Source organism: Pseudomonas sp. SORGH_AS_0211 (assembly GCF_031453455.1).
GTDB classification, from domain to species: domain Bacteria; phylum Pseudomonadota; class Gammaproteobacteria; order Pseudomonadales; family Pseudomonadaceae; genus Chryseomonas; species Chryseomonas aestiva.
This window is the reverse complement of record NZ_JAVIZV010000001.1, coordinates 3,956,126-3,981,282: the sequence shown is the minus strand read 5'-3', so window position 1 is coordinate 3,981,282 and position 25,157 is coordinate 3,956,126. Positions and strand designations below refer to the sequence as shown.

Annotated in this window: 22 protein-coding genes and 1 pseudogene; 13 read left to right on the top strand and 10 right to left on the bottom strand. The window is 65.7% G+C overall.

What is annotated here, in order from left to right:
* Positions 1 to 65 precede the first annotated feature (65 nt).
* Both QE393_RS18455 and rsd read left to right on the top strand, forming a co-directional pair.
* The gene (locus tag QE393_RS18455) at positions 66 to 551 is read left to right on the top strand and encodes a disulfide bond formation protein B (protein WP_133860451.1); all 486 of its coding nucleotides are present in this window, start codon (positions 66 to 68) and stop codon (positions 549 to 551) included.
* Between the two features lie 304 nt (positions 552 to 855).
* Positions 856 to 1,332, top strand: a complete 477-nt coding sequence (gene rsd, locus QE393_RS18450; protein ID WP_133860452.1) for a sigma D regulator — start codon at positions 856 to 858, stop codon at positions 1,330 to 1,332.
* Here the strand turns inward: rsd and QE393_RS18445 are convergent.
* Positions 1,329 to 1,793 (bottom strand): TIGR02444 family protein, encoded by a 465-nt coding sequence (locus QE393_RS18445; protein WP_273806871.1) that lies wholly within the window; start codon positions 1,791 to 1,793, stop codon positions 1,329 to 1,331. The genes rsd and QE393_RS18445 overlap by 4 nt on opposite strands.
* A 47-nt stretch (positions 1,794 to 1,840) precedes the next feature.
* Here QE393_RS18445 and QE393_RS18440 point away from each other — a divergent pair, with 47 nt between their 5' ends.
* The 3 genes from QE393_RS18440 to rhtB are packed head-to-tail and all read left to right on the top strand — an operon-like array spanning position 1,841 to position 4,966.
* Complete coding sequence (locus QE393_RS18440; RefSeq protein ID WP_273806870.1) at positions 1,841 to 3,748, top strand: ATP-binding cassette domain-containing protein; 1,908 nt, start codon at positions 1,841 to 1,843, stop codon at positions 3,746 to 3,748.
* On the top strand, positions 3,748 to 4,326 hold the full coding sequence (locus QE393_RS18435; RefSeq protein WP_133860455.1) for a mechanosensitive ion channel family protein: 579 nt from the start codon (positions 3,748 to 3,750) through the stop codon (positions 4,324 to 4,326). The genes QE393_RS18440 and QE393_RS18435 overlap by 1 nt, the downstream gene beginning before the upstream one ends.
* A 4-nt stretch (positions 4,327 to 4,330) precedes the next feature.
* Complete coding sequence (gene rhtB / locus QE393_RS18430) at positions 4,331 to 4,966, top strand: homoserine/homoserine lactone efflux protein (protein WP_273806869.1); 636 nt, start codon at positions 4,331 to 4,333, stop codon at positions 4,964 to 4,966.
* A 9-nt stretch (positions 4,967 to 4,975) separates the two neighbouring features.
* Here the strand turns inward: rhtB and QE393_RS18425 are convergent, their stop codons facing one another.
* On the bottom strand, positions 4,976 to 5,740 hold the full coding sequence (locus tag QE393_RS18425) for an SDR family NAD(P)-dependent oxidoreductase (RefSeq protein ID WP_273806868.1): 765 nt from the start codon (positions 5,738 to 5,740) through the stop codon (positions 4,976 to 4,978).
* 101 nt (positions 5,741 to 5,841) lie between these two features.
* On the opposite strand from QE393_RS18425, the gene QE393_RS18420 reads away from it, so the two are divergent.
* Positions 5,842 to 6,303, top strand: coding sequence for a YaiI/YqxD family protein (locus tag QE393_RS18420; RefSeq protein ID WP_158889768.1), 462 nt, complete (start codon positions 5,842 to 5,844; stop codon positions 6,301 to 6,303).
* Positions 6,304 to 6,317: 14 nt separating this feature from the next.
* Here the strand turns inward: QE393_RS18420 and QE393_RS18415 are convergent, their stop codons facing one another.
* Entirely contained in the window at positions 6,318 to 8,438 is a 2,121-nt protein-coding gene (locus QE393_RS18415; protein ID WP_273806867.1) for a bifunctional diguanylate cyclase/phosphodiesterase, read from the bottom strand.
* A gap of 117 nt (positions 8,439 to 8,555) precedes the next feature.
* Positions 8,556 to 9,110, bottom strand: coding sequence for a DedA family protein (locus tag QE393_RS18410; protein ID WP_133860460.1), 555 nt, complete (start codon positions 9,108 to 9,110; stop codon positions 8,556 to 8,558).
* A 263-nt stretch (positions 9,111 to 9,373) separates the two neighbouring features.
* Here QE393_RS18410 and hemB point away from each other — a divergent pair, with 263 nt between their 5' ends.
* Both hemB and ppk1 read left to right on the top strand, forming a co-directional pair.
* On the top strand, positions 9,374 to 10,396 hold the full coding sequence (hemB, locus tag QE393_RS18405) for a porphobilinogen synthase (RefSeq protein WP_273806866.1): 1,023 nt from the start codon (positions 9,374 to 9,376) through the stop codon (positions 10,394 to 10,396).
* Positions 10,397 to 10,405: 9 nt separating this feature from the next.
* Positions 10,406 to 12,634: a polyphosphate kinase 1 gene (ppk1, locus tag QE393_RS18400; protein WP_273806865.1), complete on the top strand. Its 2,229-nt coding sequence runs from the start codon at positions 10,406 to 10,408 to the stop codon at positions 12,632 to 12,634.
* A 925-nt stretch (positions 12,635 to 13,559) separates the two neighbouring features.
* On the opposite strand, the gene ppx is transcribed toward ppk1, so the two are convergent.
* The 5 genes from ppx to QE393_RS18375 all read right to left on the bottom strand — a co-directional run bounded on the left by ppx (position 13,560) and on the right by QE393_RS18375 (position 17,998).
* A complete protein-coding gene (gene ppx, locus QE393_RS18395; protein ID WP_273806864.1) occupies positions 13,560 to 15,059 on the bottom strand; it encodes an exopolyphosphatase in 1,500 nt (499 codons plus the stop codon).
* A 112-nt stretch (positions 15,060 to 15,171) separates the two neighbouring features.
* On the bottom strand, positions 15,172 to 15,903 hold the full coding sequence (locus tag QE393_RS18390; RefSeq protein ID WP_183631757.1) for an amino acid ABC transporter ATP-binding protein: 732 nt from the start codon (positions 15,901 to 15,903) through the stop codon (positions 15,172 to 15,174).
* Positions 15,890 to 16,540: an amino acid ABC transporter permease gene (locus QE393_RS18385; RefSeq protein WP_178118366.1), complete on the bottom strand. Its 651-nt coding sequence runs from the start codon at positions 16,538 to 16,540 to the stop codon at positions 15,890 to 15,892. Before QE393_RS18385 ends, QE393_RS18390 begins: the two co-directional genes overlap by 14 nt.
* Positions 16,537 to 17,202 carry an amino acid ABC transporter permease gene (locus QE393_RS18380; RefSeq protein ID WP_273806863.1) on the bottom strand — a complete coding sequence of 222 codons (666 nt, stop codon included), beginning with the start codon at positions 17,200 to 17,202 and terminating at the stop codon, positions 16,537 to 16,539. Before QE393_RS18380 ends, QE393_RS18385 begins: the two co-directional genes overlap by 4 nt.
* A gap of 13 nt (positions 17,203 to 17,215) precedes the next feature.
* Complete coding sequence (locus QE393_RS18375) at positions 17,216 to 17,998, bottom strand: transporter substrate-binding domain-containing protein (RefSeq protein WP_273806862.1); 783 nt, start codon at positions 17,996 to 17,998, stop codon at positions 17,216 to 17,218.
* A 267-nt stretch (positions 17,999 to 18,265) separates the two neighbouring features.
* Here QE393_RS18375 and QE393_RS18370 point away from each other — a divergent pair, with 267 nt between their 5' ends.
* The 5 genes and pseudogenes from QE393_RS18370 (at position 18,266) to QE393_RS18350 (ending at position 23,571) form a co-directional block, all read left to right on the top strand.
* On the top strand, positions 18,266 to 18,961 hold the full coding sequence (locus tag QE393_RS18370) for a FadR/GntR family transcriptional regulator (RefSeq protein WP_273806860.1): 696 nt from the start codon (positions 18,266 to 18,268) through the stop codon (positions 18,959 to 18,961).
* Positions 18,962 to 19,188: 227 nt separating this feature from the next.
* On the top strand, positions 19,189 to 19,515 hold the full coding sequence (trxA, locus tag QE393_RS18365; protein ID WP_017639417.1) for a thioredoxin TrxA: 327 nt from the start codon (positions 19,189 to 19,191) through the stop codon (positions 19,513 to 19,515).
* A 226-nt stretch (positions 19,516 to 19,741) separates the two neighbouring features.
* Positions 19,742 to 21,006: pseudogene (rho, locus tag QE393_RS18360) on the top strand (transcription termination factor Rho).
* A gap of 118 nt (positions 21,007 to 21,124) precedes the next feature.
* The gene (gene ubiD, locus QE393_RS18355; RefSeq protein WP_273806858.1) at positions 21,125 to 22,591 is read left to right on the top strand and encodes a 4-hydroxy-3-polyprenylbenzoate decarboxylase; all 1,467 of its coding nucleotides are present in this window, start codon (positions 21,125 to 21,127) and stop codon (positions 22,589 to 22,591) included.
* 11 nt (positions 22,592 to 22,602) lie between these two features.
* Positions 22,603 to 23,571 carry a CDP-6-deoxy-delta-3,4-glucoseen reductase gene (locus QE393_RS18350; RefSeq protein WP_273806857.1) on the top strand — a complete coding sequence of 323 codons (969 nt, stop codon included), beginning with the start codon at positions 22,603 to 22,605 and terminating at the stop codon, positions 23,569 to 23,571.
* A gap of 135 nt (positions 23,572 to 23,706) precedes the next feature.
* Here QE393_RS18350 and glpT read toward each other — a convergent pair whose 3' ends face one another.
* The gene (gene glpT / locus QE393_RS18345; RefSeq protein WP_310044967.1) at positions 23,707 to 25,047 is read right to left on the bottom strand and encodes a glycerol-3-phosphate transporter; all 1,341 of its coding nucleotides are present in this window, start codon (positions 25,045 to 25,047) and stop codon (positions 23,707 to 23,709) included.
* Positions 25,048 to 25,157 lie beyond the last annotated feature (110 nt).

Genomic DNA, 25,157 nt, shown 5'->3' with positions numbered 1-25,157 from the left:
CCTTGAAAGGTGCCCGGGCTTTCACTACCGTAACGTCCCAATTCCCTGTTGGAGACGGCGCGTCCGTGACTAGTCCCCGCTTCATCTTCCTGTTCATGGCCGCCACCTGCGCGGTGCTCATGGGCGTCGGTCTCTATCTCGAACACGTGGTCGGCCTCGAGCCGTGCCCGCTGTGCGTCATGCAACGGATCTTCTTCATCCTGGTCGGGGTGGTGGCGCTGATCGCCGGCATCCAGGCACCGGGCAAGCGTGGGCGGCGCATCTATGGCGTGGTCCTGCTGCTGCTGGCCGCGGCCGGTGCCGCCACCGCCGGCCGCCAGGTCTATCTGCAGACGGTCCCGGCGGAAGAGCTGGCGGCCTGCCTGCCGAGCCTGGACTACATGATGCAGGCGCTGCCCTTCCAGGAGATCATCCGCCTGGTCCTGCACGGCACCGCCGACTGCGCCGAGGTCAACTGGACGCTGTTCGGTCTGAGTATCCCGGAATGGAGCCTGCTGGCCTTCGTGCTGCTCATGGCCCTGAGCCTGGTCAAGGTCTTTCGCCGTCGCTAGTGTGGGGTTTCTGAAGCTCGCGCAAGAAGTGGCGAGTGAGTCTTGTTCGGTTCGGCGCCCCGGGCGGGCCAGGCGCCGGGACGGGTCATGGCAGGGCTATGGCGAGGAGTGCCAACGACGTCCAAGGCGGTCCGCCACTGCGGACAGGAAGCGCCGCCAAAATTGTGTGGTTAACTGCTGAAGCGCCACATTGGGCCTTTCTCCGAGCAACGGCACTCGCCTGGCGAGACGATGTCGGTATAGTTCCTGATAACCCCCGGGCGTCTGCGCCCGGACCGTCTTGCCCGTATAGAGAGCTGCCGTCATGCTAGAAACCTGCCGCAATGCCCAGGAACGCTGGGGTGGGGTCCACCAGCTGATCGACCGCTGGCTGATTGCCCGCCGCGAGCTGGTGACCGCCTACGAAACCCTGGACATGGAGCCCCTGCTGGGTCCGGTGCGCGAGGTCGGTGAACTGGAGCGACTCTGCGACATGCTGGTCGACTACATGTCCACCGCGCATTTCGAGATCTACGAGCAACTGGTGGCCGAAGCCCGTGAATTCCAGGACGAGCGCGCCATCGAGTTCGCCGACAGCGTCTATCCGCGCCTGCAGGCCCTGACCGACGCCGCCCTGAACTTCAACGACAGATTCGAGCGCGGGGCCTACCGGGACCCGGGTCTGCTGACCATCGAACTCAAGCTGCTGGGCGAAACCCTGCGCGAGCGCTTCGAGCTGGAAGACTGCCTCATCGAGGTGCTGCACACCTCGCACCAGCAACCGCGTCTGGCTTCGGTCTAGACTCGGATCATCCGCGCCGCCTCGGCCAGCAGGTCGAGGTCCGCTGCGGCTGCCTCGCGCGGTGCCAGCGCGTGCAGCCAGTCCTCCTGGTCCCGTGCCTCTCGGCACGGCCAATGGCCGGCGAGTCGCGCCAGACGCGCGAGCTGTTCACGTTCCGCTGCCAATTCCAGTCCCTTGAGCTGCTCGCGCAGTGCCGCCAGGCTTTCGTCCGCGCTGGACGCCGCCTTCCAGGCCTGCCGTAGCTGGCGCAGCGGACGCACCACCGTATCCTGCCAGTGCTGCGCGGCGCGGCGCAGCCGCGTCAGGCCTTCATTGTCGAGGGCGCAGGCACGCCGATCCAGCCAGAGTGCCGTCAGCACCAGGCAGACATCGGCACCGGCTTCCTGCAGACGCAAACAGGCGCCTTCCACACCGGGCCGGGCGTATACTGCCAACGCGAATTCCCACAGGTCCTCTTGCATGTCCGCCTCCCCATTCGTGGGTGGTGGAGCTGCTACACTCCGCCGCCATGATCCGACTACAGAACCTTACTCTACAGCGTGGTCCCCAGCGTCTGCTCGAAAGCGCTGAGCTGACCCTGCATCCCGGCCAGAAAGCCGGTCTGATCGGTGCCAATGGTGCCGGCAAATCCAGTCTCTTCGCCCTCCTGCGCGGCCAGCTCGGTGCCGACGCCGGCGACTGTCACATCCCGGCGGCCTGGCGCATCGCCCACATGCGCCAGGAGGTGGATACCCTGGAGCGGCTGGCGGTGGACTATGTGCTGGATGGCGACAGCGACTTGCGCCGCATCCAGCGCGAGCTGGCAGCCGCCGAGGCGGCCCAGGACGGCAACGCCCTGGGCCGGCTGCACGCCGACTTCGAGGCGGCCGACGGCTATACCGCCGACGCCCGGGCGCGCAAGCTGCTGGCCGGACTGGGCTTCACCGCCGCGCAGATGGAACGCCAGGTCGGCGACTTCTCCGGTGGCTGGCGGATGCGCCTGAACCTGGCCCAGGCGCTGATGTGCCCTTCGGACCTGCTGCTGCTCGACGAACCCACCAACCACCTGGATCTGGACGCCATCCTCTGGCTGGAAGACTGGCTCAAGGGCTATCCCGGCACCCTGATCCTGATCTCCCACGACCGCGACTTCCTCGATGCCGTGGTCGATCACGTGGTGCACCTGGACCAGCAGAAGCTCAATCTCTATCGTGGCGGCTATTCCAGCTTCGAGCGTACCCGCGCCGAACGCCTGGCGCAGCAGCAGCAGGCCTATGACAAGCAGCAGGCCCAGCGTGCCCACATGGAGAAGTACATCGCCCGCTTCAAGGCCCAGGCCACCAAGGCGCGCCAGGCACAGAGCCGGATCAAGGCCCTGGAACGCCTGGAAGAGCTGGCGCCGGCCCATGTCGACTCGCCCTTCGAATTCGTTTTCCGTGAGGCGGACAAGCTGTCCAGCCCACTGCTCGACCTGGCCGAAGGCCGACTCGGCTACGGCGAGACCACCATCCTGCACCCGGTCAAGCTGCAGCTGGCGCCGGGGGCACGCATCGGCCTGCTCGGCCCCAACGGCGCCGGCAAGTCGACCCTGATCAAGACCCTGGCTGCCGAGCTGGAACCCCTCGGCGGCCGCCTGCAGCGCGGCGAGAACCTGGCCATCGGCTACTTCGCCCAGCACCAGCTCGATTCCCTGGACGCCAAGGCCAGTCCGCTGCTGCACCTGCAGCGCATCGCCCCCGGCGAGCGCGAGCAGGGTCTGCGTGACTTCCTGGGTGGCTTCGACTTCCGTGGTCCGCGCTGCGACGAGGTGGTTTTGAATTTCTCCGGTGGCGAAAAGGCCCGGCTGGCCCTGGCGCTGATCGCCTGGCAGAAGCCCAACCTGCTGCTGCTGGATGAACCCACCAACCATCTGGATCTGGACATGCGCCTGGCGCTGACCCTGGCGCTGCAGGAATTCGCCGGGGCGGTGCTGGTGGTCTCCCACGATCGTCATCTGCTCAAGAGCACCACCGACGAATTCCTGCTGGTGGCCGATGGCAAGGTGCAGGCCTTCGACGGCGACCTGGACGACTACAGTCGCTGGCTGGTGGATTTCCGTGCCCGGCAGGTGCTCGTGGCGGACGGCGACGCGGCGGTCGACAAGACCGATCGCAAGGCGCAGCGCCAGGCCGCCGCCGCCCTGCGCCAGCAGCTGGCGCCGCTGAAGAAGGCCGCCGACAAGCTGGAAGCCGAGCTGGGCAAGCTGCAGGAAAGGCTCGCTACCCTGGAAGCCCGCCTGGGTGACAGCGGACTCTACGACGCTTCCCGCAAGGAGGAGCTGCGCCAGGCGCTGGCCGACCAGGCCACTGCCAAGACCCGCGAAGCCGAGCTGGAAGAACAGTGGCTGGAGGCCCTGGAGCGGTTGGAAGGTCTGCAAGCCGAACTCGAGGGGGCCTGATGACTCAGTGGCTGTACACCTGGCTGCCGGGTTGGGGCGACTACCTGCTGGTGGCCGGTCAGGTGGCCCTGGTGCTGCTGCTCGGCTACGTGCTGCAGCGTATCGTGGCCCGCGCCGTCACCGGCCTGGGCGAACGCTATCCGCTGCCGCCGCAGATCGTCCTCGGGCTGCGTGGAGTCCTGCGCTGGCTGATCATGGGCAGTGCCATCCTCATGGCGCTGGAGCGCTTCGGGGTCTCCGCGGCGGTGCTCTGGACGGCCATTTCCGGTTTCGTCGCGGTGGCCGCGGTGGCCTTCTTCGCCATCTGGAGCGTGCTCTCCAACCTGTTCTGCGCGGTGCTGATCTTTACCGTCGGCCCCTTTCGCCTGGGCGATCGCATCGAGGTGCTGGACGCTTCGGACAAGCCGGGCATCAAGGGGCGGGTGGTGGCCATCAACATGCTCTTCGTGACGCTGCAGGAACTGGACGATAACCAGGAAGCCACCCTGGTGCAGATCCCCAACACCCAATTCTTCCAGAAGTCGGTCCGGCGCTGGCGCGATGCCGACGGCTCCTTCGATTTCCATCTCGACAGGTGAATCCATGAGTCTGCAGGTCTGGACCGGTTTCTTCATTGCCTGCTGGATGATCAGCCTCTCGCCGGGGGCGGGCGCCGTCGCCTCCATGAGTGCCGGCGTCAACCACGGTTTCCGGCGCGGCTACTGGACGGCGCTGGGCCTGCAACTGGGACTGGCGCTGCAGATCGCCGTGGTCGCCGTGGGCGTCGGCGCCTTGCTGGCGACCTCGCAACTGGCCTTCACCCTGATCAAGTGGTTCGGCGTGGCCTATCTCGCCTACCTGGCCATCCGCCAATGGCGCGCCGCGCCGCTGGACCTGGGTGAGCAGGTGGTCGGCGAACGTCTGCCACCGCGGATCGGTGCCCTGGTCATGCGTGGCTTCCTGGTCAACGTGAGCAATCCCAAGGCGCTGATCTTCCTGCTCGCGGTGTTGCCGCAATTCGTCGATCCCCACGCGCCCCTGGCCGCGCAGTATCTGCTCATCGGGGTGACCATGGTCACCGTCGACCTGATCGTGATGGCCGGCTACACCGGTCTGGCTGCCCGGGTGCTGACCCTGCTGCGCACGCCTCGGCAGCAGCGCATCACCAACCGGGTGTTCGCCAGCCTGTTCCTCGCCGCGGCCGCGCTGCTGTCCACGGTGCGCCGCGCCGCGGTCTGAAGCCGGGCGCTACCAGACCACCGGCTGTCCCTGCCAATCCCAGAAACTGCCGGTCTCGGCCGGCGCCCGTGCGGCCAGCACCTCCAGCAGCCGTTCGGCCGCATAGGCGGGGGTGAACAGCTTGTCGGCCGGTACCCGGGCCTGGAAGGGCCGGGACAGCGCCGTGTCGGTGGTGCCAGGGTGCAGGGCCAGCACGCAACTCTGCGGATTGAGCCGAGCGAGTTCGATGCTGGCGCAGCGCAGGCCTTGGTTGAGCGCGGCCTTGGCCATCCGATAGCCATACCAGCCGCCCAGCTGGTTGTCGCCGATGGAGCCGACCCGCGCCGAGAGCGCGGCGATCTGACAGGGGTGCTGGCCCTTGAGCAGCGGCGTCAGCTGGCGGATCAGCAGCAGCGGCAGCACGGCATTGGCCAGATAGCTTTCCAGCAGCCCGGCCTGATCCACCTGCGTCAGACTCTTCTCGGCGCGCGCCCGCGCGCCCTGCAACAGCCCCGAGGCGCACAGCAGCAGATCCAGGCGGGACGTCTCGTCAGCCAGGCGGGCCGCGAGGTCGGGCTCGGCCAGCGGATCGACGTCGAGGCCGCGCAGGCGCGGGCCATGGCGCCGCTCCAGCGCGGCCAGACCGGCATGCCCTTCGGCCTGACGGGCGCAGGCCCAGACCCGCGCGACGTCGTCGCGGGCCAGCAATTGGTCGCACAGGGCCAGACCAAGGCCGCCGGTGGCGCCATACACCAGGACCTGGGCGGGCTGCTCCAGGCGTTGCCAGAAGGTCATGGGAGACTCCAGTCAGATCGCTATCCCTGTCCGACCGCGCCGCCGCGCTGGGGTGCGCCGCCGCGGCGCGGTATCCTGGGCTTTTGCCGGAGAAATCCCCCGTGATCCTGTGGATCGATGCCGATGCCTGTCCGCGCGCCGCCAAGGAGCTGGTCTGCAAGTTCGCCCTCAAGCGCAAGCTGGAGGTGGTGCTGGTGGCTGGCCAGCCGCAGATCAAGCCGCCCTTCGCCTGTGTGCGCCTGGTGGTGGTGCCCAGTGGCCCCGACGCCGCCGACGACCATCTGGTCGAGCAGGCGCAGCCCGGTGACCTGGTGATCTGCAGCGACATTCCCCTGGCCGACCGGCTGGTGAAGAAGGGCGTGGTCGCCCTCGATCCGCGCGGCCAGGAATTCGACGAGCGCAACATGGGCCAGCGCCTGGCCATGCGCAATCTGATGACCGACCTGCGCGACCAGGGCCAGATGGGCGGCGGCCAGGCCGGCTACGGCGAACGTGATCGCCAGGCCTTCGCCAATGCCCTGGATCGGCTGCTCACCCGCCTCCAGCGCAGCGCTGCTGGCTAGGTGCGGAGCGTCGGCTAGGCCGGGACGGCCGCGATGGCGGGTTGCTGCAGCCAGGTGCGCAGTTGCGGCAACGGCATGGGCCGGCCGAACAGATAGCCCTGCATGAAGTTGCAGCCGTTGGCCTGCAGGAACTGGCGTTGCTCGCTGGTTTCCACCCCTTCGGCGACCACGTTGAGGCCCAGCTTGTGCGCCATGGCGATGATCGCCGCGGCGATGGCCATGTCGTTGCTCTGCTTGGGGATGGTGCGGACGAAGGCGCGATCCACCTTGAGCGAGTCCACCGGCAGCCGGCTCAGATAGGCCAGGGATGAATAGCCGCTGCCGAAGTCGTCGATGGACACCCGCACGCCCAGCGTACGGATCTCGCCGAGCACCTCGACGGCCACGTTGAGACTGTGCATCAGGGCGTTCTCGGTCACCTCGAGGATCAGCGCCGACGCCGGCAGGTCCTCGGCCTGCAAGGTCCGGGCGATGGATTGGGGCAGCAGACGATCGCTCAGATTGAGTGCCGAGCAATTCACCGAAACGCGCAGTTCCGCATGCCCCTCACGGTGCAGCTGGGCGAGATCGGCGCAGGCCTGGCGCATGACCCAGCCATCCAGGTCGGCGATCAGGCCGGTTTCCTCGGCGACGCGCACGAAGCGTTCGGGGCTCAGTGGGCCCAGGACCGGATGCTGCCAGCGCACCAGCGCTTCCAGGGCCACCGGAGCGCCGCACGGATCGACGATGGGCTGATAGGCGACGTGCAGGCCGCCCTGGGCCAGGGCGTGGCGCAGGTCCATCTCCAGGCTGAGCAGGTCGTCGGCGTCGCGCTGGAGATCGGTGGTGAATCTCTGGCTGCGATTGCGTCCGCTGCGCTTGCAGTGGCCGACCGCAAGGCCCGCGCTGCGCAGCAACTGGCCGGCGTTGGCGCCGTCCTGGGGATAGTGGGCGATACCCAGGCTGAAGGTCATGGCGATGCGCTGTCCGGCCAGTTCGAAGGGCGGGCGCAACTGCTCCAGCAGGCGCATGGCCAGGGGCTGGCTGTCGCCGCGCTGGCCGAGCGGCAGCAACAGGCTGAATTCGTCGCCGGCATAGCGGGCCAGCGGCAGGTCGTTGTCGAGCACCGCGCGGATCCGCTGCGCCATCTGGATCAGCAATTCATCGCCAAGGGCATGCCCGAGGCTGTCGTTGATGCGCTTGAAGTGATCGATGTCCAGCATCAGCAGGGCGAACTGCTCACCGGTGCGCGCCTGGCCGATGGCCCGGTCGACGGTCTGGATGAAACTGCCGCCGTTGAGCAGGTGGGTGAGGGGGTCGTGCAGGGTGATCTGATCGAGGGTGGTCGAGACCCGCTCCAGCCGCAGGCGCTGGGCATTGAAGCGTTCGCCGGCCCAGGCGGCGAGCAGCCCCACCATGATGATGAACAGGGTGCCGAGGGCGATGCCCATGCCCAGCTCCAGGTGTTGATTCATTTCTGCCAGGCCGTCGGGTTCGAAGCCGATCGGCACGGCGAGGGTCAGGGCGGCCATGCCGGTGAAGTGCATGGAGACGATGGCGAAACCCAGGACCAGGCTGCCCAGCACGCGCAGCCAGAGGGTCCTGAGGCCGGTCCTGCCGCGCAGGCGGAAGGCCAGCAAAAGGGCGCCCAGGGACGCGAGGCTGGCGATCACCACGGAAATCACCACCAGCAGCGGATCATAGAGCTGCACGGCGACCGACTGCATCGCCAGCATGCCGGTGTAGTGCATGGTCGCGATGCCCAGGCCGGCGGCCAGGGCCGCGAGCAGGTACTGCGGTGCGGTCAGGGACTCGCGCCCGATCAGGTGCATGACCGTGTAGGACACGGCGACGGCGATCAGCAGCGAGGCCAGGGTCTGCAGGGGTGCATAGTGCACATGGATGCCGATCTTGAACGACAGCATGGCCAGGAAGTGCATCGACCAGATGCCTCCGCCCAGGGCGACGGCGCCGATCAGCTTGGCCAGTTCGCTGCCGCGGCGGGAGCGACTGTTGGTCACCCAGTCGGCCATGGCCAGGGCGGTGTAGCCGGCGGCGCTGGCGATCAGGTACGCCAGGACCACGAGTAGGCTTTCGTACTCGTTGGCAGCCAGGATCTGATGGCCGGGAGGCAGCAGGGTGGAGAAGTTCAGCATGCTCTATCGCCAGCGTGCACACGAGGTTTCGGGAGGGGTTGATGCTCAGGGCATCGGCAGCGGTAGCTGGGCCTTTAATCTGTTCGATCGACGTACCGGTTAGGGAGCGGCCTGCCGTCAGGCCTTGGGTGTCCGGCTGCGGCGCCATAGCCAGAGCAGCAGGCCGATCACCACCAGGCCACCTAGCACCATCAGTTCATACCGCTTGAGATTGCCCAGCACCCCTTCGAGGACGGCGCCGAAGTGAAAGGCGGCATAACCCAGCACCGTGGCCCAGACGATGGCGCCGATGCCGTTGAGGATCAGGTAGCGCGCCGGCGGATAGCCCGACAGGCCGATCGCCACCGGCATCACCGTGCGCAGGCCGTAGACGAAGCGAAAGCTCAGCACCCAGAGATCCGGATGGCGCCGGATGTGCGCCAGCGCCTTTTCGCCGGCGGCTTCCCACTTGGGTTTGCGCGCCAGCAGCTTGCGCCCATGGCGCCGGCCGAGGAAGTACCAGAGCTGATCGCCGGCATAGCTGCCGCAGAAGGCGACCAGGATGACGGTCTGGATGTTCATGTAGTCGCGGAAGGCCAGGAAGCCGGCCAGCACCAGAATGGTTTCGCCCTCGAAAAAGGTGCCGAGAAAAAGGGCGAAATAGCCGAAATCGTGGAGGAATTGTTGGAGCATTCGGCGCTACACGAGGTGAATAAAGATGGCGCAGCCTACCCCGGTTGGTGTCTGGAAAGAAAGTGTGACGGACTTCCGTCCGCCGGGTGCCAGACGGTCAGGCAGGGATTTCGCTGCGACCCTGTGTCACGCCGGGTCCAGCCGGCGTCTGCCTTGGATAGGACCTATAGGCACTCCATATTGTCATCTGCTGTTACCAATCGGTCATGATTGTGGCCTATAACCCATCACACTGACCCGTGATCCGGGTCTGGGAGTCGATCGTGAGTTTTACCCCCATCAGCCGTAGCTATCCTGCCACTCGCATGCGCCGTCAGCGCCGCGACGAGTTTTCCCGTCGTCTGATGCGCGAGCATGTGCTGACGGTGGATGACCTGATCCTGCCGGTCTTCGTGCTCGATGGCGAAGGCCGTCGCGAGGCCATTCCCTCGATGCCTGGCGTTGAGCGGCTGTCCATCGACCTGCTGCTGGAAGAGGCCGCCGAACTGGTGGCGCTGGGGATTCCCGCGGTCGCGCTGTTCCCGGTCACGCCCACCGAGCGCAAGTCGCTGGACGGCGCCGAGGCCTACAACCCCGACGGCATCGCCCAGCGCGCCACCCGGGCCCTGCGCGAGCATTTCCCGGAACTGGGGGTGATCACCGACGTGGCCCTGGATCCCTTCACCACCCACGGCCAGGACGGCATCCTCGACGAGCGCGGCTACGTGCTCAACGACATCTCGGTCGAGGTGCTGGTCAAGCAGGCGCTGTCTCATGCCGCTGCCGGCGCCCAGGTGATCGCCCCGTCGGACATGATGGACGGTCGCATCGGCGCCATCCGCGCCGCCCTGGAAGACGCCGACTATCACAACGTGCAGATCATGGCCTACTCGGCCAAGTACGCCAGCGCCTACTATGGGCCTTTCCGTGACGCCGTCGGCTCGGCCGCCAACCTGGGCAAGGGCAGCAAGGCCACCTACCAGATGGATCCGGGCAACAGCGACGAGGCCTTGCACGAGATCGCCGGCGACCTGGCCGAGGGCGCCGACTCGGTGATGGTCAAGCCGGGCATGCCCTACCTGGACATCGTCCGCCGGGTCCGCGAGGAATTCCGCGTGCCGACCTTCGTGTACCAGGTGAGCGGCGAGTACGCCATGCACATGGCCGCGATCCAGAACGGCTGGCTGTCCGAGGCCGTGATTCTCGAATCGCTCCTGGCCTTCAAGCGTGCCGGGGCCAACGGCATCCTCACCTATTTCGCCAAACGCGCCGCCCAACAACTTCGCCAGGGGCCTTCGCGTTCCTAAGGAGCTTCAATGAGTAGCCAGGGTTTCGTCGAAACCGATCTGCAACAGCCCGTCACCGCCGAGTCTCTGGAGACGCCGGAGGAGGCGATCGCGACGGACGTCGAGGTGCAGCCGTCCGCGCCCGTGCTCGAGGTGCCTGCCGCCCCCAGCGTGCCGGCGGCCAACGTGGACGACAGCAGCCTCTACATCCATCGCGAGCTGTCGCAGCTGCAGTTCAACATCCGCGTGCTGGAGCAGGCTCTCGACGAATCCTATCCGCTACTCGAGCGCCTCAAGTTCCTGCTGATCTTTTCCAGCAACCTGGACGAGTTCTTCGAGATCCGCGTGGCGGGCTTGAAGAAGCAGATCGCCTTCGCCCGCGAGCAGGCCGGGGCCGATGGCCTGCTGCCGCACCAGGCGCTGGCGCGCATCAGCGACATCGTCCACGGCCAGGTGGACCGGCAGTACGCCATCCTCAACGATGTCCTCCTGCCGGCCCTGGCCGAGCAGCGGATTCGCTTCATCCGCCGTCGTTACTGGGACGTCAAGATCAAGGCCTGGGTGCGCAAGTTCTTCCGCGACGAGATTGCGCCCATCATCACCCCCATCGGCCTGGACCCGACCCATCCCTTCCCGCTGCTGGTGAACAAGAGCCTCAACTTCATCGTCGAGCTGGAGGGCATGGACGCCTTTGGTCGCGACTCCGGTCTGGCCATCATCCCGGCGCCACGCCTGCTGCCGCGGATCATCCGGGTGCCGGAGGAAGTCGCGGGCCCCGGCGACAACTACGTCTTCCTGTCCTCGATGATCCACGCCCACGCCGACGATCTCTTCCCCGGCATGAAGGTCAAGGGCTGCTTCCAGTTCCGCCTGACCCGCAACGCCGATCTCTCGGTGGACACCGAGGATGTCGAAGACCTGGCGCGTGCCCTGCGTGGCGAGCTCTTCTCCCGCCGCTACGGCGATGCGGTGCGGGTCGAGGTGGTGGACATCTGCCCGAAACACCTTACCGACTACCTGCTCAAGCAGTTCAATCTGGGCGAGAGCGAGCTGTACAAGGTCAACGGCCCGGTCAACCTGACCCGGTTGTTCTCCATCACCGGGCTGGACAGCCATCCGGAATTGCAGAGCGCTCCCTTCACGCCGACCATTCCCAAGCTGCTGCAGAAGAAGGACAACCTCTTCAACGTGCTGGGCAAGCTCGATGTGCTGCTGCTGCACCCCTTCGAGTCCTTCACTCCGGTGATCGACCTGATGCGCCAGGCCGCCAAGGACCCCAACGTCCTGGCGATCAAGCAGACGCTCTACCGCAGCGGCGCCAACTCCGAGATCGTCGACGCCCTGGTGGACGCGGCGCGCAGTGGCAAGGAGGTGACCGCGGTCATCGAATTGCGCGCGCGCTTCGACGAGGAGTCCAACCTGCAGCTGGCCAGCCGCCTGCAGCAGGCCGGCGCCGTGGTCATCTATGGCGTGGTGGGCTTCAAGACCCACGCCAAGATGATGCTGATCCTGCGCCGCGAGAACGGCGAGCTGCGCCGCTATGCCCACCTGGGTACCGGCAACTACCACGCCGGCAACGCCAAGCTGTACACCGACTACAGCCTGCTGACCGCCGACGTGGCCCTGACCGAGGACGTGCACAAGCTGTTCAACCAGCTGATCGGCATGGGCAAGACCTTGCGCATGAAGAAGCTGCTGCACGCGCCCTTCACCCTGAAGAAGAACCTGCTGGAGATGATCAACCGCGAAGCGTTGGCGGCCAGCGAAGGGCGGCCGGCGCAGATCATGGCCAAGGTCAACGGCCTCACCGATGCCAAGGTCATCCGCGCCCTCTACAAGGCCAGCCAGGCCGGGGTGAAGATCGACCTGGTGGTGCGCGGCATGTGCTGCCTGCGCCCCGGTGTACCGGGTGTGTCCCACAACATCCAGGTGCGCTCCATCATCGGCCGCTTCCTGGAGCACAGCCGCATCTACTACTTCCTCAACGGTGGCGACGAGAAACTCTATCTCTCCAGCGCCGACTGGATGGAGCGCAACCTCGACATGCGCGTCGAGACCTGCTTCCCGGTGGAAGGCAAGAAGCTCATCACCCGGGTCAAGAAGGAGCTGGAAGGCTATCTCACCGACAACACCCAGGCCTGGGTACTGCAGGAAGACGGCAGCTACATCCGGCAATCGCCGACCGGCAACCAGAATGCCCGCAGTGTGCAGGCGACGCTGCTGGAGCGATTGGCCAGCCCGGTGGTGAATACGCGCTGAGGAAGTTTCGGGCCCATGCCGACGTGGGCCCTGGCCGGTTTCGTAGGTTGGGTTGAGCGGGAGCGAAGCCCAACAATGTTGAGTCGTTACTGGGTGCCGGGCTTATGGGTGCATTCGCTGATTATCGAGTGTTTTGATGGTTTTGTTTCGCCCACCCGGGCGAGTCACTTTTGCCAGTCGCGGCAAAAGTAACCAAAAACGCTGTCCCCACGTTTCGGCCCTCCGCTTCGCTCCGGGTCCCCTCGCTCCGGCGCCGCTCCAGTGGCACGGCACGAAGGGGCCTCCTGCCCCTCGCGCCTTGCTCGGCGTCCTGCCTCGCATCCCCTTCCGCGGCACCTACACTCGGCCTCACTGATGGGGACGAGGCGCCAGCCTGAGGATTCGGTATTTACTGTCTCTGTAGCGTGGAAAACCGCGCAGCGTTTTCCACTGTTGGGCACCGACACCATCAGTGGACAAGGCTTCGCCGTTGTCCACGCTACGGGCTACGGGCTACGGGCTACGGGCTACGGGCTACGGGCTACGGGCTACGGGCTACGGGCTACGGGTTATTCAACTAAAACTTTCAGGCTAGCGAATCGCCCCGTTCAGGAGGGCGAACGCCGGTGTCGTGGAGTGGGTCGAGCCGCATGGATGCGGCGAGAGGCCTAACGGGCCATGGACGGCCCGTGTAGGCCGACCCCGGAACGACGCTGGCGTGAGCGGACCCGGCGCGCAGCGTAGGGCCGGATGGTCGGGGCAAGCGTTTTTGCTTACTTTTTTCGCGACTGAAAAAAGTGAGTCGCCCGAGTGGGCGAAACAAGGAGTACCAGAAGACTTCGATAAAGAGCCAATGCACACAAAGAGTTGGGTACTAAAAACTCGAGGTGAAGCCCCCGCACCGTTGGGCTTCGCTTCCGCTCAACCCAACCTACAAAAAGTCCCCTCACCGCACGCTCAACTTGTACCCCACCCGCTCCAGCCACTGCGCCTCCTGTTCGAAGTCGGCCTGGGTCAGGGGGTTCTCCGCCAGCCAGCCATCGGGGAATTGCACGTCCAGACTGCGCTCGCCGGCGCTGAGCTGGACGTCCGGAATGCTCTTGTGGCGGATGTGGTGGAAGAGGATGGCGTAGCGCAGCAGCAGCGTCAGGCGCAGCAGCGGCTCGCCTTCCGCGCCCAGCTCCTGCAGGCGCTCCACGGGGATGTTGCGGCGATGGCCGCGCACCAGCAGGGCCAGGGCCTGCTGGTCGCGGCGGGAGAAGCCGGGCAGGTCCGAGTGCTCGATCAGGTAGGCGCCATGCTTGTGGTACTGGTAGTGGGCGATGTCCAGGCCGACGCCGTGCAGGCGCGCCGCCCAGCGCAGCAGTTCGGCATGATTCTCGTCGGTCAGGGCCCAGGCCTCGGCGACCTGTGCCAGGGACTTCAGGGCGCGCTTTTCCACCCGCTCGGCATGGCGCTGATCGACGTGGTAGCGCTCGGCCAGGGCGTTGAGGGTGCGTTCGCGGACGTCCTCGTGGCTGTGCCGGCCGATCATGTCGTAGAGCACCCCTTCGCGCAGGGCGCCTTCGGAGAGGTGCATTTCCTGCAGCTCCAGGGCCTTGAACAGGGCTTCGAGGATGGCCAGGCCGCCCGGCAGGATGGCGCGTCGATCCGGCTTCACGCCGTCGATGTTGAGCAGGTTGATGTCGCCCTGCTTGAGCAGCTTGCGCTTGAGCCACTCGATGCCCTCCGGGGTGATCTCGCCATTGCCGCGGCCGGCGGCCTGGATCGCCAGGGCCACCGCACGGATGGTGCCGGAAGCGCCAAGGGCCTGGTGCCAGCCCATCTCGCGCAGGCCCTGGTCGATGTTCATCAATTCCAGGCGGGCGGCGGTGTAGGCACGGGCGTACTGGGCGGCGGTGATCTTGCCGTCGGCGAAGAATCGCTTGGTGAAGCTGACGCAGCCCATCTGCAGGCTCTCGCGCTGCAGGGTCTCGAAGCGCTGGCCGATGATGAATTCGGTGCTGCCCCCGCCGATGTCGGTCACCAGGCGGCGTCCGGGCACATCGGGCATGGAGTGGGACACGCCCAGATAGATGAGGCGGGCCTCTTCGCGACCGGAGATGACCTCGACCGCATGGCCGAGCACGGCTTCGGCGCGCTGGATGAATTCGCCGCGGTTGCGCGCTTCACGCAGGGCGTTGGTGCCCACCACTCGCACGGCGCCGCGCGGCATGCCGGCGATCAGCTGGGCGAAGCGGCGCAGGCAGTCCAGGCCGCGCTGGATGGCCTCTTCACTGAGCAGGCGCGACTCGTCCAGGCCGGCAGCCAGCTGGATCTTTTCGCCCAGCCGCTCAAGGATGCGGATCTCCCCGTGGGAATGGCGCGCCCGGACGATGTGAAAGCTGTTCGAGCCCAGGTCGATGGCGGCGATCAGTTCGTGGGGTTCGGCTGGCGAAGGCTGCATCTGGAGGCTCTCGGCGATAAACCGCGCCATCGTGCCAGCTAGCCGGTGACGGCTTCAAGCGCACAGCGGTTACGGTTGCGCAAAGTGGCAGAAAAAATAGGGTTTTTCCGCCTCATGAAGCCACCTGGCCGATGAACTGGGCCAGTTCCGGCGTCTGCGGACGGGCGAACAGCTCCTGGGGATGACCGCTTTCGTGAACCTTGCCCTGGTGCATGAACACCAGCTTGTCGCCAACCTCGCGGGCGAATCTCATCTCGTGGGTGACCATGATCAGCGTCATGCCCTCGCGGGCCAGCTGCTTGACCACCGCCAGCACCTCGTTGACCAGTTCCGGATCCAGCGCCGAGGTGATTTCGTCGCAGAGCAGCACCTTGGGCGACATGGCCAGGGCGCGGGCGATGGCTACCCGCTGCTGCTGACCGCCGGAGAGGCGGTCCGGGTAGCTGTCGAATTTCTCCGCCAGACCGACCCGATCGAGCATTTGCCGCGCCAGGGCGCGGGCCTCGTCCTTGCTGGTCTTCTTGACCACCTGGGGCGCCAGCATCACGTTCTCGCCCACGGTCAGGTGCGGAAAGAGGTTGAACTGCTGGAAGACCATGCCGACCTTCTGCCGCAGCGATCGGAGATTGACCCGCGCGGCGTCCAGGTATTCGCCATCCACCTCGATGACGCCGTCGTTGATGGATTCCAGGCCGTTCAGGGTGCGCAGCAGGGTGCTCTTGCCCGAACCGCTCTTGCCGATGATGGCCACTACCTGGCCTTCCTCGACGGTCAGGTCGATGCCCTTGAGCACATGGTGGTTGCCATAGTGTTTGTGCAGGGCGGTCACTCTAAGCAGCGGCATGCAGTCTCCTTTCCAGCCAGCGTGCGGCCAGCGACAGCGGGTAGCAGAGGATGAAATAGCCCAGGGCGGCGAGGCCGTAGACGGTGAAGGGCTGAAAGGTGGCATTGGCGAGCATGCCGCCGATCTTGGTCAGCTCGGTGAAGCCGATGATGGAGGTCACCGCGGTGCCCTTGACCACCTGCACCGAGAACCCCACGGTGGGCGCCACGGCGATGCGCAGGGCCTGCGGCAGGATCACGTGGCGCAACTGTTCGAAGCGGGTCAGCGCCAGGCTTTCCGAGGCTTCCCACTGACCGTGGGGAATGGCTTCGACGCAGCCACGCCAGATCTCGGCGAGATAGGCGCTGGTGAACAGGGTCAGGGCCAGGCCGGCGGCCAGCCACGCGGGGACTTCCAGACCCAGCAGCGACAGCCCGAAGAAGGTCAGGAACAGCTGCATCAGCAGCGGGGTGCCCTGGAACAGCTCGATGTAGCCGCGCGCCAGCAGGCGTAGCGGCCGGAGCGTCGAGTTGCGCGCCAGCAGGACCAGTGCGCTGGCCAGGCCGCCGAAGAGGAAGGCCGCCAGCGACAGCACCAGGGTCAGGCCGAGGCCGCTGGCCAGGCTGCGCAGGATGTCGGCGAGCGTGAAGTCCATCAACGCCTCCTGACGATGAAGAAGACGCCCAGCCAATGCAGCGCCTGACGCACGCCAATGGCCATGAGCAGATAGATGAGGGTGGTCAGCAGATAGGTTTCGAAGGCGCGGAAGTTGCGCGACTGGATGAAGTTGGCGGCAAAGGTCAGCTCCTCGGTGGAAATCTGCGAGCACACCGCCGAGCCCAGCATCACGATCACCAGCTGGCTCGACAGCGCCGGCCAGACCTTGGCCAGGGCCGGACGCAGGATCACGTAGCGCAGGGTTTCGAAGCGGGTCAGGGCCAGGGCCGCCGCCGCTTCCAGCTGGCCACGCGGTATCGCCTGGATGCCGGCGCGGATGATCTCGGTTGAATAGGCGCCGAGGTTGATGACCATGGCCAGCACCGCCGCCTGGCCGGCTTCGATCCGCACCCCGATGGAGGGCAGGCCGAAGAAGATGAAGAACAGCTGGATCAGGAAGGGCGTATTGCGGATCAGCTCGACGTAGACCCCGAAGGCCTGGGCGAAGGGCTTCAGGCGCCAGGCGCGGCAGGTGGCACCGACGATGCCGATGAGGATACCGAAGAAGCCACCGATCACCGTCAGCTCAAGGGTGTAGAGCGCCCCCTTGAGCAGCAGGTCGCTCTGCGCGAGCACGGGCTGGAAGTCGAACTGATACGCCATGGCGCGTCGATCCTCAGAGAGCGGCCGGCAGGGGATCGCCCAGCCATTTTTCGGAGTTCTTGCTCAGGGTGCCGTCGGCGCGGGCCGCATCGATAATGGCATCGACCTTGTCCTTGAGCGCCGGCTCGTTCTTGTTGATGCCCACGTACACCGGCGAGTCCTTGAGCTTGACCTTGAGCACCGGTTCCTTGGCCGGGTTGCGGGCGCCGATCACCTTCATCACCACGCTGCCGCTGGCGATCAGCTCGGACTGCCCGGCCAGGTAGGCGGCGATGGTGGAGTTGTTGTCCTCGAAGCGCTTGATCACGCTGTCCTTCGGCGCCACGTCGGTGAGCGCCAGGTCTTCGATGGAGCCGCGCGTGACCGAGATCACCTTGCCGGCCAGCTGCTCGGGTGTGCTGATGGTGGCATCCTTGGGGCCGAAGACGCCGAGATAGAAGGGCGCATAGGGCTTGCTGAAGTCGATGACCTTTTCCCGGTCGGGATTCTTGCCCAGGCTGGAGATGACCAGGTCCACCTTGCCGGTGGTCAGGAAGGGAATGCGGTTGGTGCTGTTGACCGGGGTGACTTCCAGCTTCACGTTCAGCTTGTCCGCCATCAGTTGCGCGGTGTCGATATCCAGGCCGCGCGGTTTGAGATCCGGGCCGATCGAACCGAAGGGCGGGAAGTCCTGCGGCACGGCGACCCTCAGCACGCCGCGCTGCTGTATATCGGCCAGTTGATCGGCCTGGGCGGAAGTGTGCAGGGCGGTGAGGCCCAGGGCGAGCAGGGAGAGGGCGGTCCAGCGCTTGAGCATGACGAGACTCCGGAAGCAGGATGGGATGGCTCTACCAGTGCATTTCATGTGCCAGCCGCCTGCCAGAGGGGCGCAAGGGCCGTCAGGCTTGAGGATTGGTCTTACTGGTCTGAACAGTTGCTCCAGGACAGCCGCCTGCGCTGGCGCCTGCAGTGAGCCGCTTTGGTGCGCGGTTGTCGCGGCGTGCTCTGCCTTGGGGCTGCACTTGAAGTCGCTGGAAATTGGGCATAAAAGGCAAGCTTCCGGACTGACTGGCCTGACCACGCCATGCCCCTCGCTGCCACTCGCGCCGTACCCCAATATGCCGTCGACGCCATTCGCCGACTGATCGAGACCGAAGGCTATGCCCCCGGTGCGGCCCTGCCCGCGCAGCGTGAGCTGGCCGAGCGGCTGGGGGTGAGTCGCGCCTCCCTGCGCGAGGCGCTGTCCACCCTGAGCGCCCTGGGCCTGGTCAGCGTCCAGCCCGGGCGCGGCGTCTATGTGCAGGCAGCGACGGGTGCGGTGGACGGACACTGGCCCTTCGCCGACGAGGTGACGGCGGCCCATGTCTTCCAGCTGAGATTCGCCCTGGAAGGCTTCGCCGCAGGGCTGGCCGCCGTCACCCTGGGGCCTGCCGACCTGGATCGCCTGGAGGTCAATCTGGCCGCCCTGCACCGGGCGCTGCGGGCCAACGAGCTGGAAGAGGCGGCCGTGCTGGACTTCGACTTCCATCGCCAGCTGCTGCTGGCCGCGGACAACCCGGCCATGCTGGCGGTGATCACCAGCAGCCCCGAACGCTTCCACGAGAGCCAGAAGCTGCCCTTCGTGCGCCCCGAGCGGGCCCTGGAAACCTGGCAGGAACACCGGCGCATCCTCAGGGCCCTGAGCCGCCGCTCGCCCGCGTCGGCGCAAAAGGCCATGCGCGAACATATCCGCAATGCGGCCCTGCGCAGTGGAACCCCCTTCACGGTTCCTGCTGTCTAAACAGCGATCCACGATCGGTGGAACGGTGACCGGTCAGGGTTGCAAAGGCTTCGGAAATGCAGCTCGACTCCGCTTTCTCAGGCCTTGTCGCCCGTTTGCCAGATCGTGAACCACTTCTGCCATCAATGCCGGTCATAGCCACCATCAATGTTCGAATGCTTTCGAAGTGACGGCAGCAGGGCTATCATGGCCATACTTCAAGTCGCACCCGAATTCGGAGAGAGTCAATGAGCGAATACATCACCAACGTCAGCGACGCCAGCTTCGAGCAGGACGTGCTGAAGTCCGACAGCCCCGTGCTGGTCGACTACTGGGCCGAATGGTGCGGTCCGTGCAAGATGATCGCGCCGGTTCTGGACGAGATCGCCAAGGACTACCAGGGCAAGCTCAAGGTCTGCAAACTGAACATCGACGAAAACCAGGACACCCCGCCGAAGTACGGCGTGCGTGGCATCCCGACCCTGATGCTGTTCAAGAACGGCGCGGTCGAGGCCACCAAGGTCGGCGCCCTGTCCAAGTCGCAACTGGCCGCCTTCCTCGACGCCAACGTCTGAGGCAGCCAGTCGAAAGCCCCGCCATGCGGGGCTTTTTTATGCCCGGACGGCTGGACGAGTACCCATGCAGGTGCTAGATTCCAGCCACGACCCCATCAGCGGGCCGTCTTCTCATCTGCTGTAGCCGTCAGTTCTCCTCTTCAGAACGCATCCCGCGAAGCTAATCTCGCATCCGGCCGCTCAGCTCGAATCCCTCCTTCGCCTCTTCTCACGTCAACATACGTCTATGAATCTGACCGAACTCAAGCAAAAGCCCATCACGGAACTGTTGGAAATGGCGGATGCCGCGGGCTTGGAAAACATGGCCCGGTCCCGCAAGCAGGACATCATCTTTGCGCTGCTCAAGAAGCACGCCAAGGGTGGCGACGAGATTTCCGGGGATGGCGTGCTGGAGATCCTGCAGGACGGCTTCGGCTTCCTGCGTAGCGCCGACTCCTCCTACCTGGCCGGTCCCGACGACATCTATGTCTCTCCCAGCCAGATCCGCCGCTTCAACCTGCGTACCGGCGACACCATCATCGGCAAGATTCGTCCGCCGAAAGAGGGCGAGCGCTATTTCGCGCTGCTCAAGGTCGACACCATCAACTTCGACCGTCCGGAAAACGCCAAGAACAAGGTGCTGTTCGAGAACCTCACGCCCCTGTTCCCCACCAAGCGCCTGACCATGGAAGCCGGCAACGGCTCCACCGAAGACCTCACCGGTCGGGTCATCGACCTCTGCGCTCCCATCGGCAAGGGTCAGCGCGGGCTGATCGTCGCGCCGCGCCCAAGGCCGGCAAGACCATCATGCTGCAGAACATCGCGGCCAACATCACCCGCAACAATCCCGAGTGCTACCTCATCGTGCTGCTCATCGACGAGCGTCCCGAGGAAGTGACCGAGATGCAGCGCACGGTGCGCGGTGAAGTGGTGGCCTCCACCTTCGACGAGCCGCCGACCCGCCACGTGCAGGTCGCCGACATGGTGATCGAGAAGGCCAAGCGCCTGGTCGAGCACAAGAAGGACGTGGTCATCCTGCTGGATTCCATCACCCGTCTGGCCCGGGCCTTCAACACCGTGATCCCCAGCTCCGGCAAGGTGCTCACCGGTGGTGTCGACGCCCATGCCCTGGAGAAGCCCAAGCGCTTCTTCGGCGCCGCGCGCAACATCGAGGAAGGCGGCAGCCTGACCATCATCGCCACCGCGCTGGTAGAAACCGGCTCGAAGATGGACGAGGTGATCTACGAGGAATTCAAGGGCACCGGCAACATGGAGCTGCCCCTGGAGCGTCGGATCGCCGAGAAGCGCGTCTTCCCGGCCATCAACATCAACAAGTCCGGCACCCGCCGCGAAGAGTTGCTCACCGACGAGGAAGAGCTGTCGCGCATGTGGATCCTGCGCAAGATCCTGCATCCGATGGACGAGATCGCCGGCATCGAATTCCTCCTCGACAAGTTGCGTCAGACCAAGACCAACAGCGAGTTCTTCGATTCGATGAGGCGCAGCAAGTAAGGCGCAGTCGCATGCAAAGGCCGGGAAATCCCGGCCTTTGGCGTTTCTGGGCCAGTGCTTTCTCGATGCGCGACTCAGGCGGTAGACTGCCAGACTTTCCCCAGCGCCAAGAGGCCGCATGCAATACCGAGATCTGCGTGACTTCATCCGCAGCCTGGAGCAGCGTGGTGAACTGAAGCGCGTGACCGCCCCGGTCTCGCCGATCCTCGAGATGACCGAAATCTGCGACCGGACCCTGCGCAAGCAGGGGCCGGCGCTGCTGTTCGAGAATCCCGTGGGCTTCTCCATGCCCGTGCTGGGCAACCTGTTCGGTACGCCCCAGCGCGTGGCGCTGGGCATGGGCGCCGAGGACGTCGGCGCCTTGCGCGAGATCGGCAAGCTGCTGGCCTTTCTCAAGGAGCCCGAGCCGCCCAAGGGCCTCAAGGACGCCTGGTCGAAGCTGCCGATCTACAAGAAGGTCATCAGCATGGCGCCCAAGGTGCTCAAGGATGCGCCCTGCCAGGAGGTGATCGAAGAGGGCGAGGCGGTCGATCTAGGCAGGTTGCCGATCCAGCACTGCTGGCCGGGCGACGTGGCGCCGCTGATCACCTGGGGTCTGACGGTCACCCGCGGACCCAACAAGGAACGCCAGAACCTCGGCATCTATCGCCAGCAGGTCATCGGTCGCAACAAGCTGATCATGCGCTGGTTGAGTCACCGGGGCGGCGCGCTGGATTTCCGCGAGTGGTGCCAGAAGCATCCCGGCCAGCCCTACCCGGTGGCCGTGGCCCTGGGCGCCGATCCGGCCACCATCCTCGGCGCCGTCACCCCGGTACCCGACACCCTGTCCGAATACGCCTTCGCCGGCCTGCTGCGCGGCAGTCGCAGCGAACTGATCAAGTGCGTGGGCAACGACCTGCAGGTGCCGGCCAGTGCCGAGATCGTGCTGGAAGGGGTCATCCATCCGGGCGAGACCGCGCCGGAAGGGCCCTATGGCGATCACACCGGCTACTACAACGAGGTCGATACCTTCCCGGTCTTTACCGTGGAACGCATCACCCGCCGCCGCGACCCTATCTATCACAGCACCTACACCGGGCGGCCGCCGGACGAGCCGGCCATTCTCGGCGTGGCGCTCAACGAAGTCTTCGTGCCCATCCTGCAAAAGCAGTTTCCGGAGATCGTCGACTTCTACCTGCCGCCGGAAGGCTGCTCCTACCGCATGGCGGTGGTGACCATCAAGAAGCAGTACCCCGGCCACGCCAAGCGGGTGATGCTGGGCGTCTGGTCGTTCCTGCGGCAGTTCATGTACACCAAGTTCGTGATCGTCACCGACGACGACATCAATGCCCGCGACTGGAACGACGTCATCTGGGCCGTGACCACGCGCATGGATCCCAAGCGCGACACCGTGATGATCGACAACACTCCCATCGACTACCTGGACTTCGCCTCGCCGATCTCCGGCCTGGGCTCGAAGATGGGCCTGGATGCCACCCACAAGTGGCCGGGCGAAACCACCCGCGAGTGGGGGCGGGCGATCGTCAAGGACGAAGCGGTGGTCAAACGGGTGGACGAGATGTGGTCCAGTCTCGGGATCGACTAACGGAGACGACGATGAAGGTCACCCTGCAGCCCTCGGGTGCGGTACTGCAAACCCAGCCCGGCGAAGCCATCCTGGCCGCCGCGCAGCGCCTCGGCTACAGCGGGCCGCACAGCTGCCGCAATGGCAATTGCCAGCTCTGCGCCGCGCTGCTGGTGGAGGGCCAGGTCGCCCAGCACGGCCAGACCGTCGATCATGGCGAGATCTATGTCTGCGTGGCCGTACCCCTGAGCGACTGCCTGCTGCAGTGGGACGGCGTCCTCGCGCCTGGCGAATTGCCGGTGCGCCAGCTGGCCTGTCAGGTGGTGGCCCTGGATGACGTGGGTGGCGATGTCCGCCGGGTGCGCCTGCGTGCTCCCGCCGGGCGGCCGCCGCGCTATCACGCCGGTCAGTACCTGCTGATCCAGCGCGACGACGGCAAGCAGTCGGCCTTTTCCCTGGCCTCGGCGCCCCACCAGGGGCGTGAGCTGGAATTGCACGTGCTGGCGCGCGAGGCCAGCAGCCAGGCGCTGCTGGCGCAACTGGAAAGCAAGGGCATGGCCCAGGTCGAGCTGCCCTATGGCGACGCCCACCTGGCCGAACTGCCTGAAGGCCCCCTGGTACTGATCGCCGCCGGGACCGGCATGGCCCAGATGCACAGCCTGATCGAAGACGCCCGCACCCGGGGCTTCGCCCATCCGGTGCACCTCTATTGGGGCGTGCGCACGCCGGACGACTTCTATGCCATCGAGGCCTGGGACGCCTGGGCGGAACTGCCCAATCTCACCCTGAACCGGGTGGTGAGCGATGCCTGTGGCTGGGAAGGGCGCTGCGGTCTGCTGCACGAGGTGGTGCGTGCGGATTTCGCCGACCTGAGCGGCCTGCATGTCTATGCCAGCGGCTCGCCAGCGATGGTCTATGCCACCCTGGACGCCTTGGTGGAAGCCGGCATGGACGCGCACCAGATGCGCGCCGACGTCTTCGCCTACGCGCCGCGGAGTTAATGCGGATTGCTACGGCGCACTAGCATGGCCGCGATGGATACGTCCGTAGGGTGGAAAACCGCGCAGCGTTTTCCACCTTGAGCCCCGGTGGATGAGGCTACGCCGTCATCCACGCTACGGGGATCCTTTCCAGGCTCAGCGCGCCGACTTGGCCACCATGCCGGTGTGTCTCAGGGTCATCGCCAGGAAGACGATGGCCAGGACGCAGGAGCCGATCAGCAGCATGAAGCCGCCATCCCAGCCGAAGTGGTCCACGGTGTAGCCGACCAGGGCGTTGGCCGCGACCGAGCCTCCCAGGTAGCCGAACAGCCCGGTGAAGCCCGCGGCGGTGCCGGCGGCCTTCTTGGGTACCAGCTCCAGCGCCTGCAGGCCGATCAGCATCACCGGCCCGTAGATCAGGAAGCCGATGGATACCAGGGCCGCCAGGTCGATGCCGGGATTGCCTTCCGGGTTGAGCCAGTAGACCAGGGTGGCGACCAGCACGCCGAGCATGAACACCACGCCGGTGGCGCCGCGGTTGCCGCGGAACAGCTTGTCCGAGAGCCAGCCGCAGAGCAGGGTTCCGGGAATGCCGGCCCATTCGTAGAAGAAGTAGGCCCAGGAGGTCTTGTCCACCGAGAAGTGCTTGGCTTCCTTGAGGTAGGTGGGGGCCCAGTCCAGCACGCCATAGCGCAGCAGGTAGACGAAGACGTTGGCAAAGGCGATGTACCAGAGCAGGCGATTCTTCAGCACGTACTCGACGAAGATCTCCTTGGTGGAAAATTCGCGTTCGTGACCTTCGCTGTAGCCCTCGGGAAAGTCCTGTTTCCAGTGTTCCACCGATGGCAGGCCGCAGGACTGCGGGGTGTCGCGCATGGCGATGAAGGCGAAGACCGCCACCGCCAGGGCCACCACGGCCGGGACATAGAAGGCGGCGTGCCAGTCGTTGAACCAGGCCAGGCCGAGCAGGAACAGCGGGCCGATCAGGCCGCCGCCGACGTTGTGGGCGACGTTCCACACCGAGACCACCCCGCCACGCTCCTTCTGCGACCACCAGTGCACCATGGTGCGACCGCTGGGCGGCCAGCCCATGCCCTGGAACCAGCCGTTGAGGAACAGCAGGACGAACATGATGCTGACACTGGAGGTGGCCCAGGGTGCGAATCCGAACAGCAGCATCACCAGCGCCGACATCACCAGCCCGAAGGGCAGGAAATAGCGCGGATTGGAGCGGTCAGAGACCAGTCCCATGAGGAACTTGGACAGGCCGTAGGCGATGGCCACCGCGGACAGCGCCACGCCCAGTTCACCCCGGCTGTAGCCTTGCTCCACCAGGTAGGGCATGGCCAGCGAGAAGTTCTTGCGCAACAGGTAGTAGCCGGCGTAGCCGATAAAGATCCCGGCGAAGATCTGCCAGCGGAGACGGCGGTAGACGGGATCGATGCGATCGGCGGGCAGCGGCGTGCGATGGGCCGCGGGGGCGAAGATTCCAAGCATGGGAGCCTCGGTATTGTTATAAGTATTAATCGAAAACGAACATTCCAGGTTCGTTTTCGAATATTACAATGATATTACAGCCTGCATAGGCTTTTCCGCCCTGTGGCAGC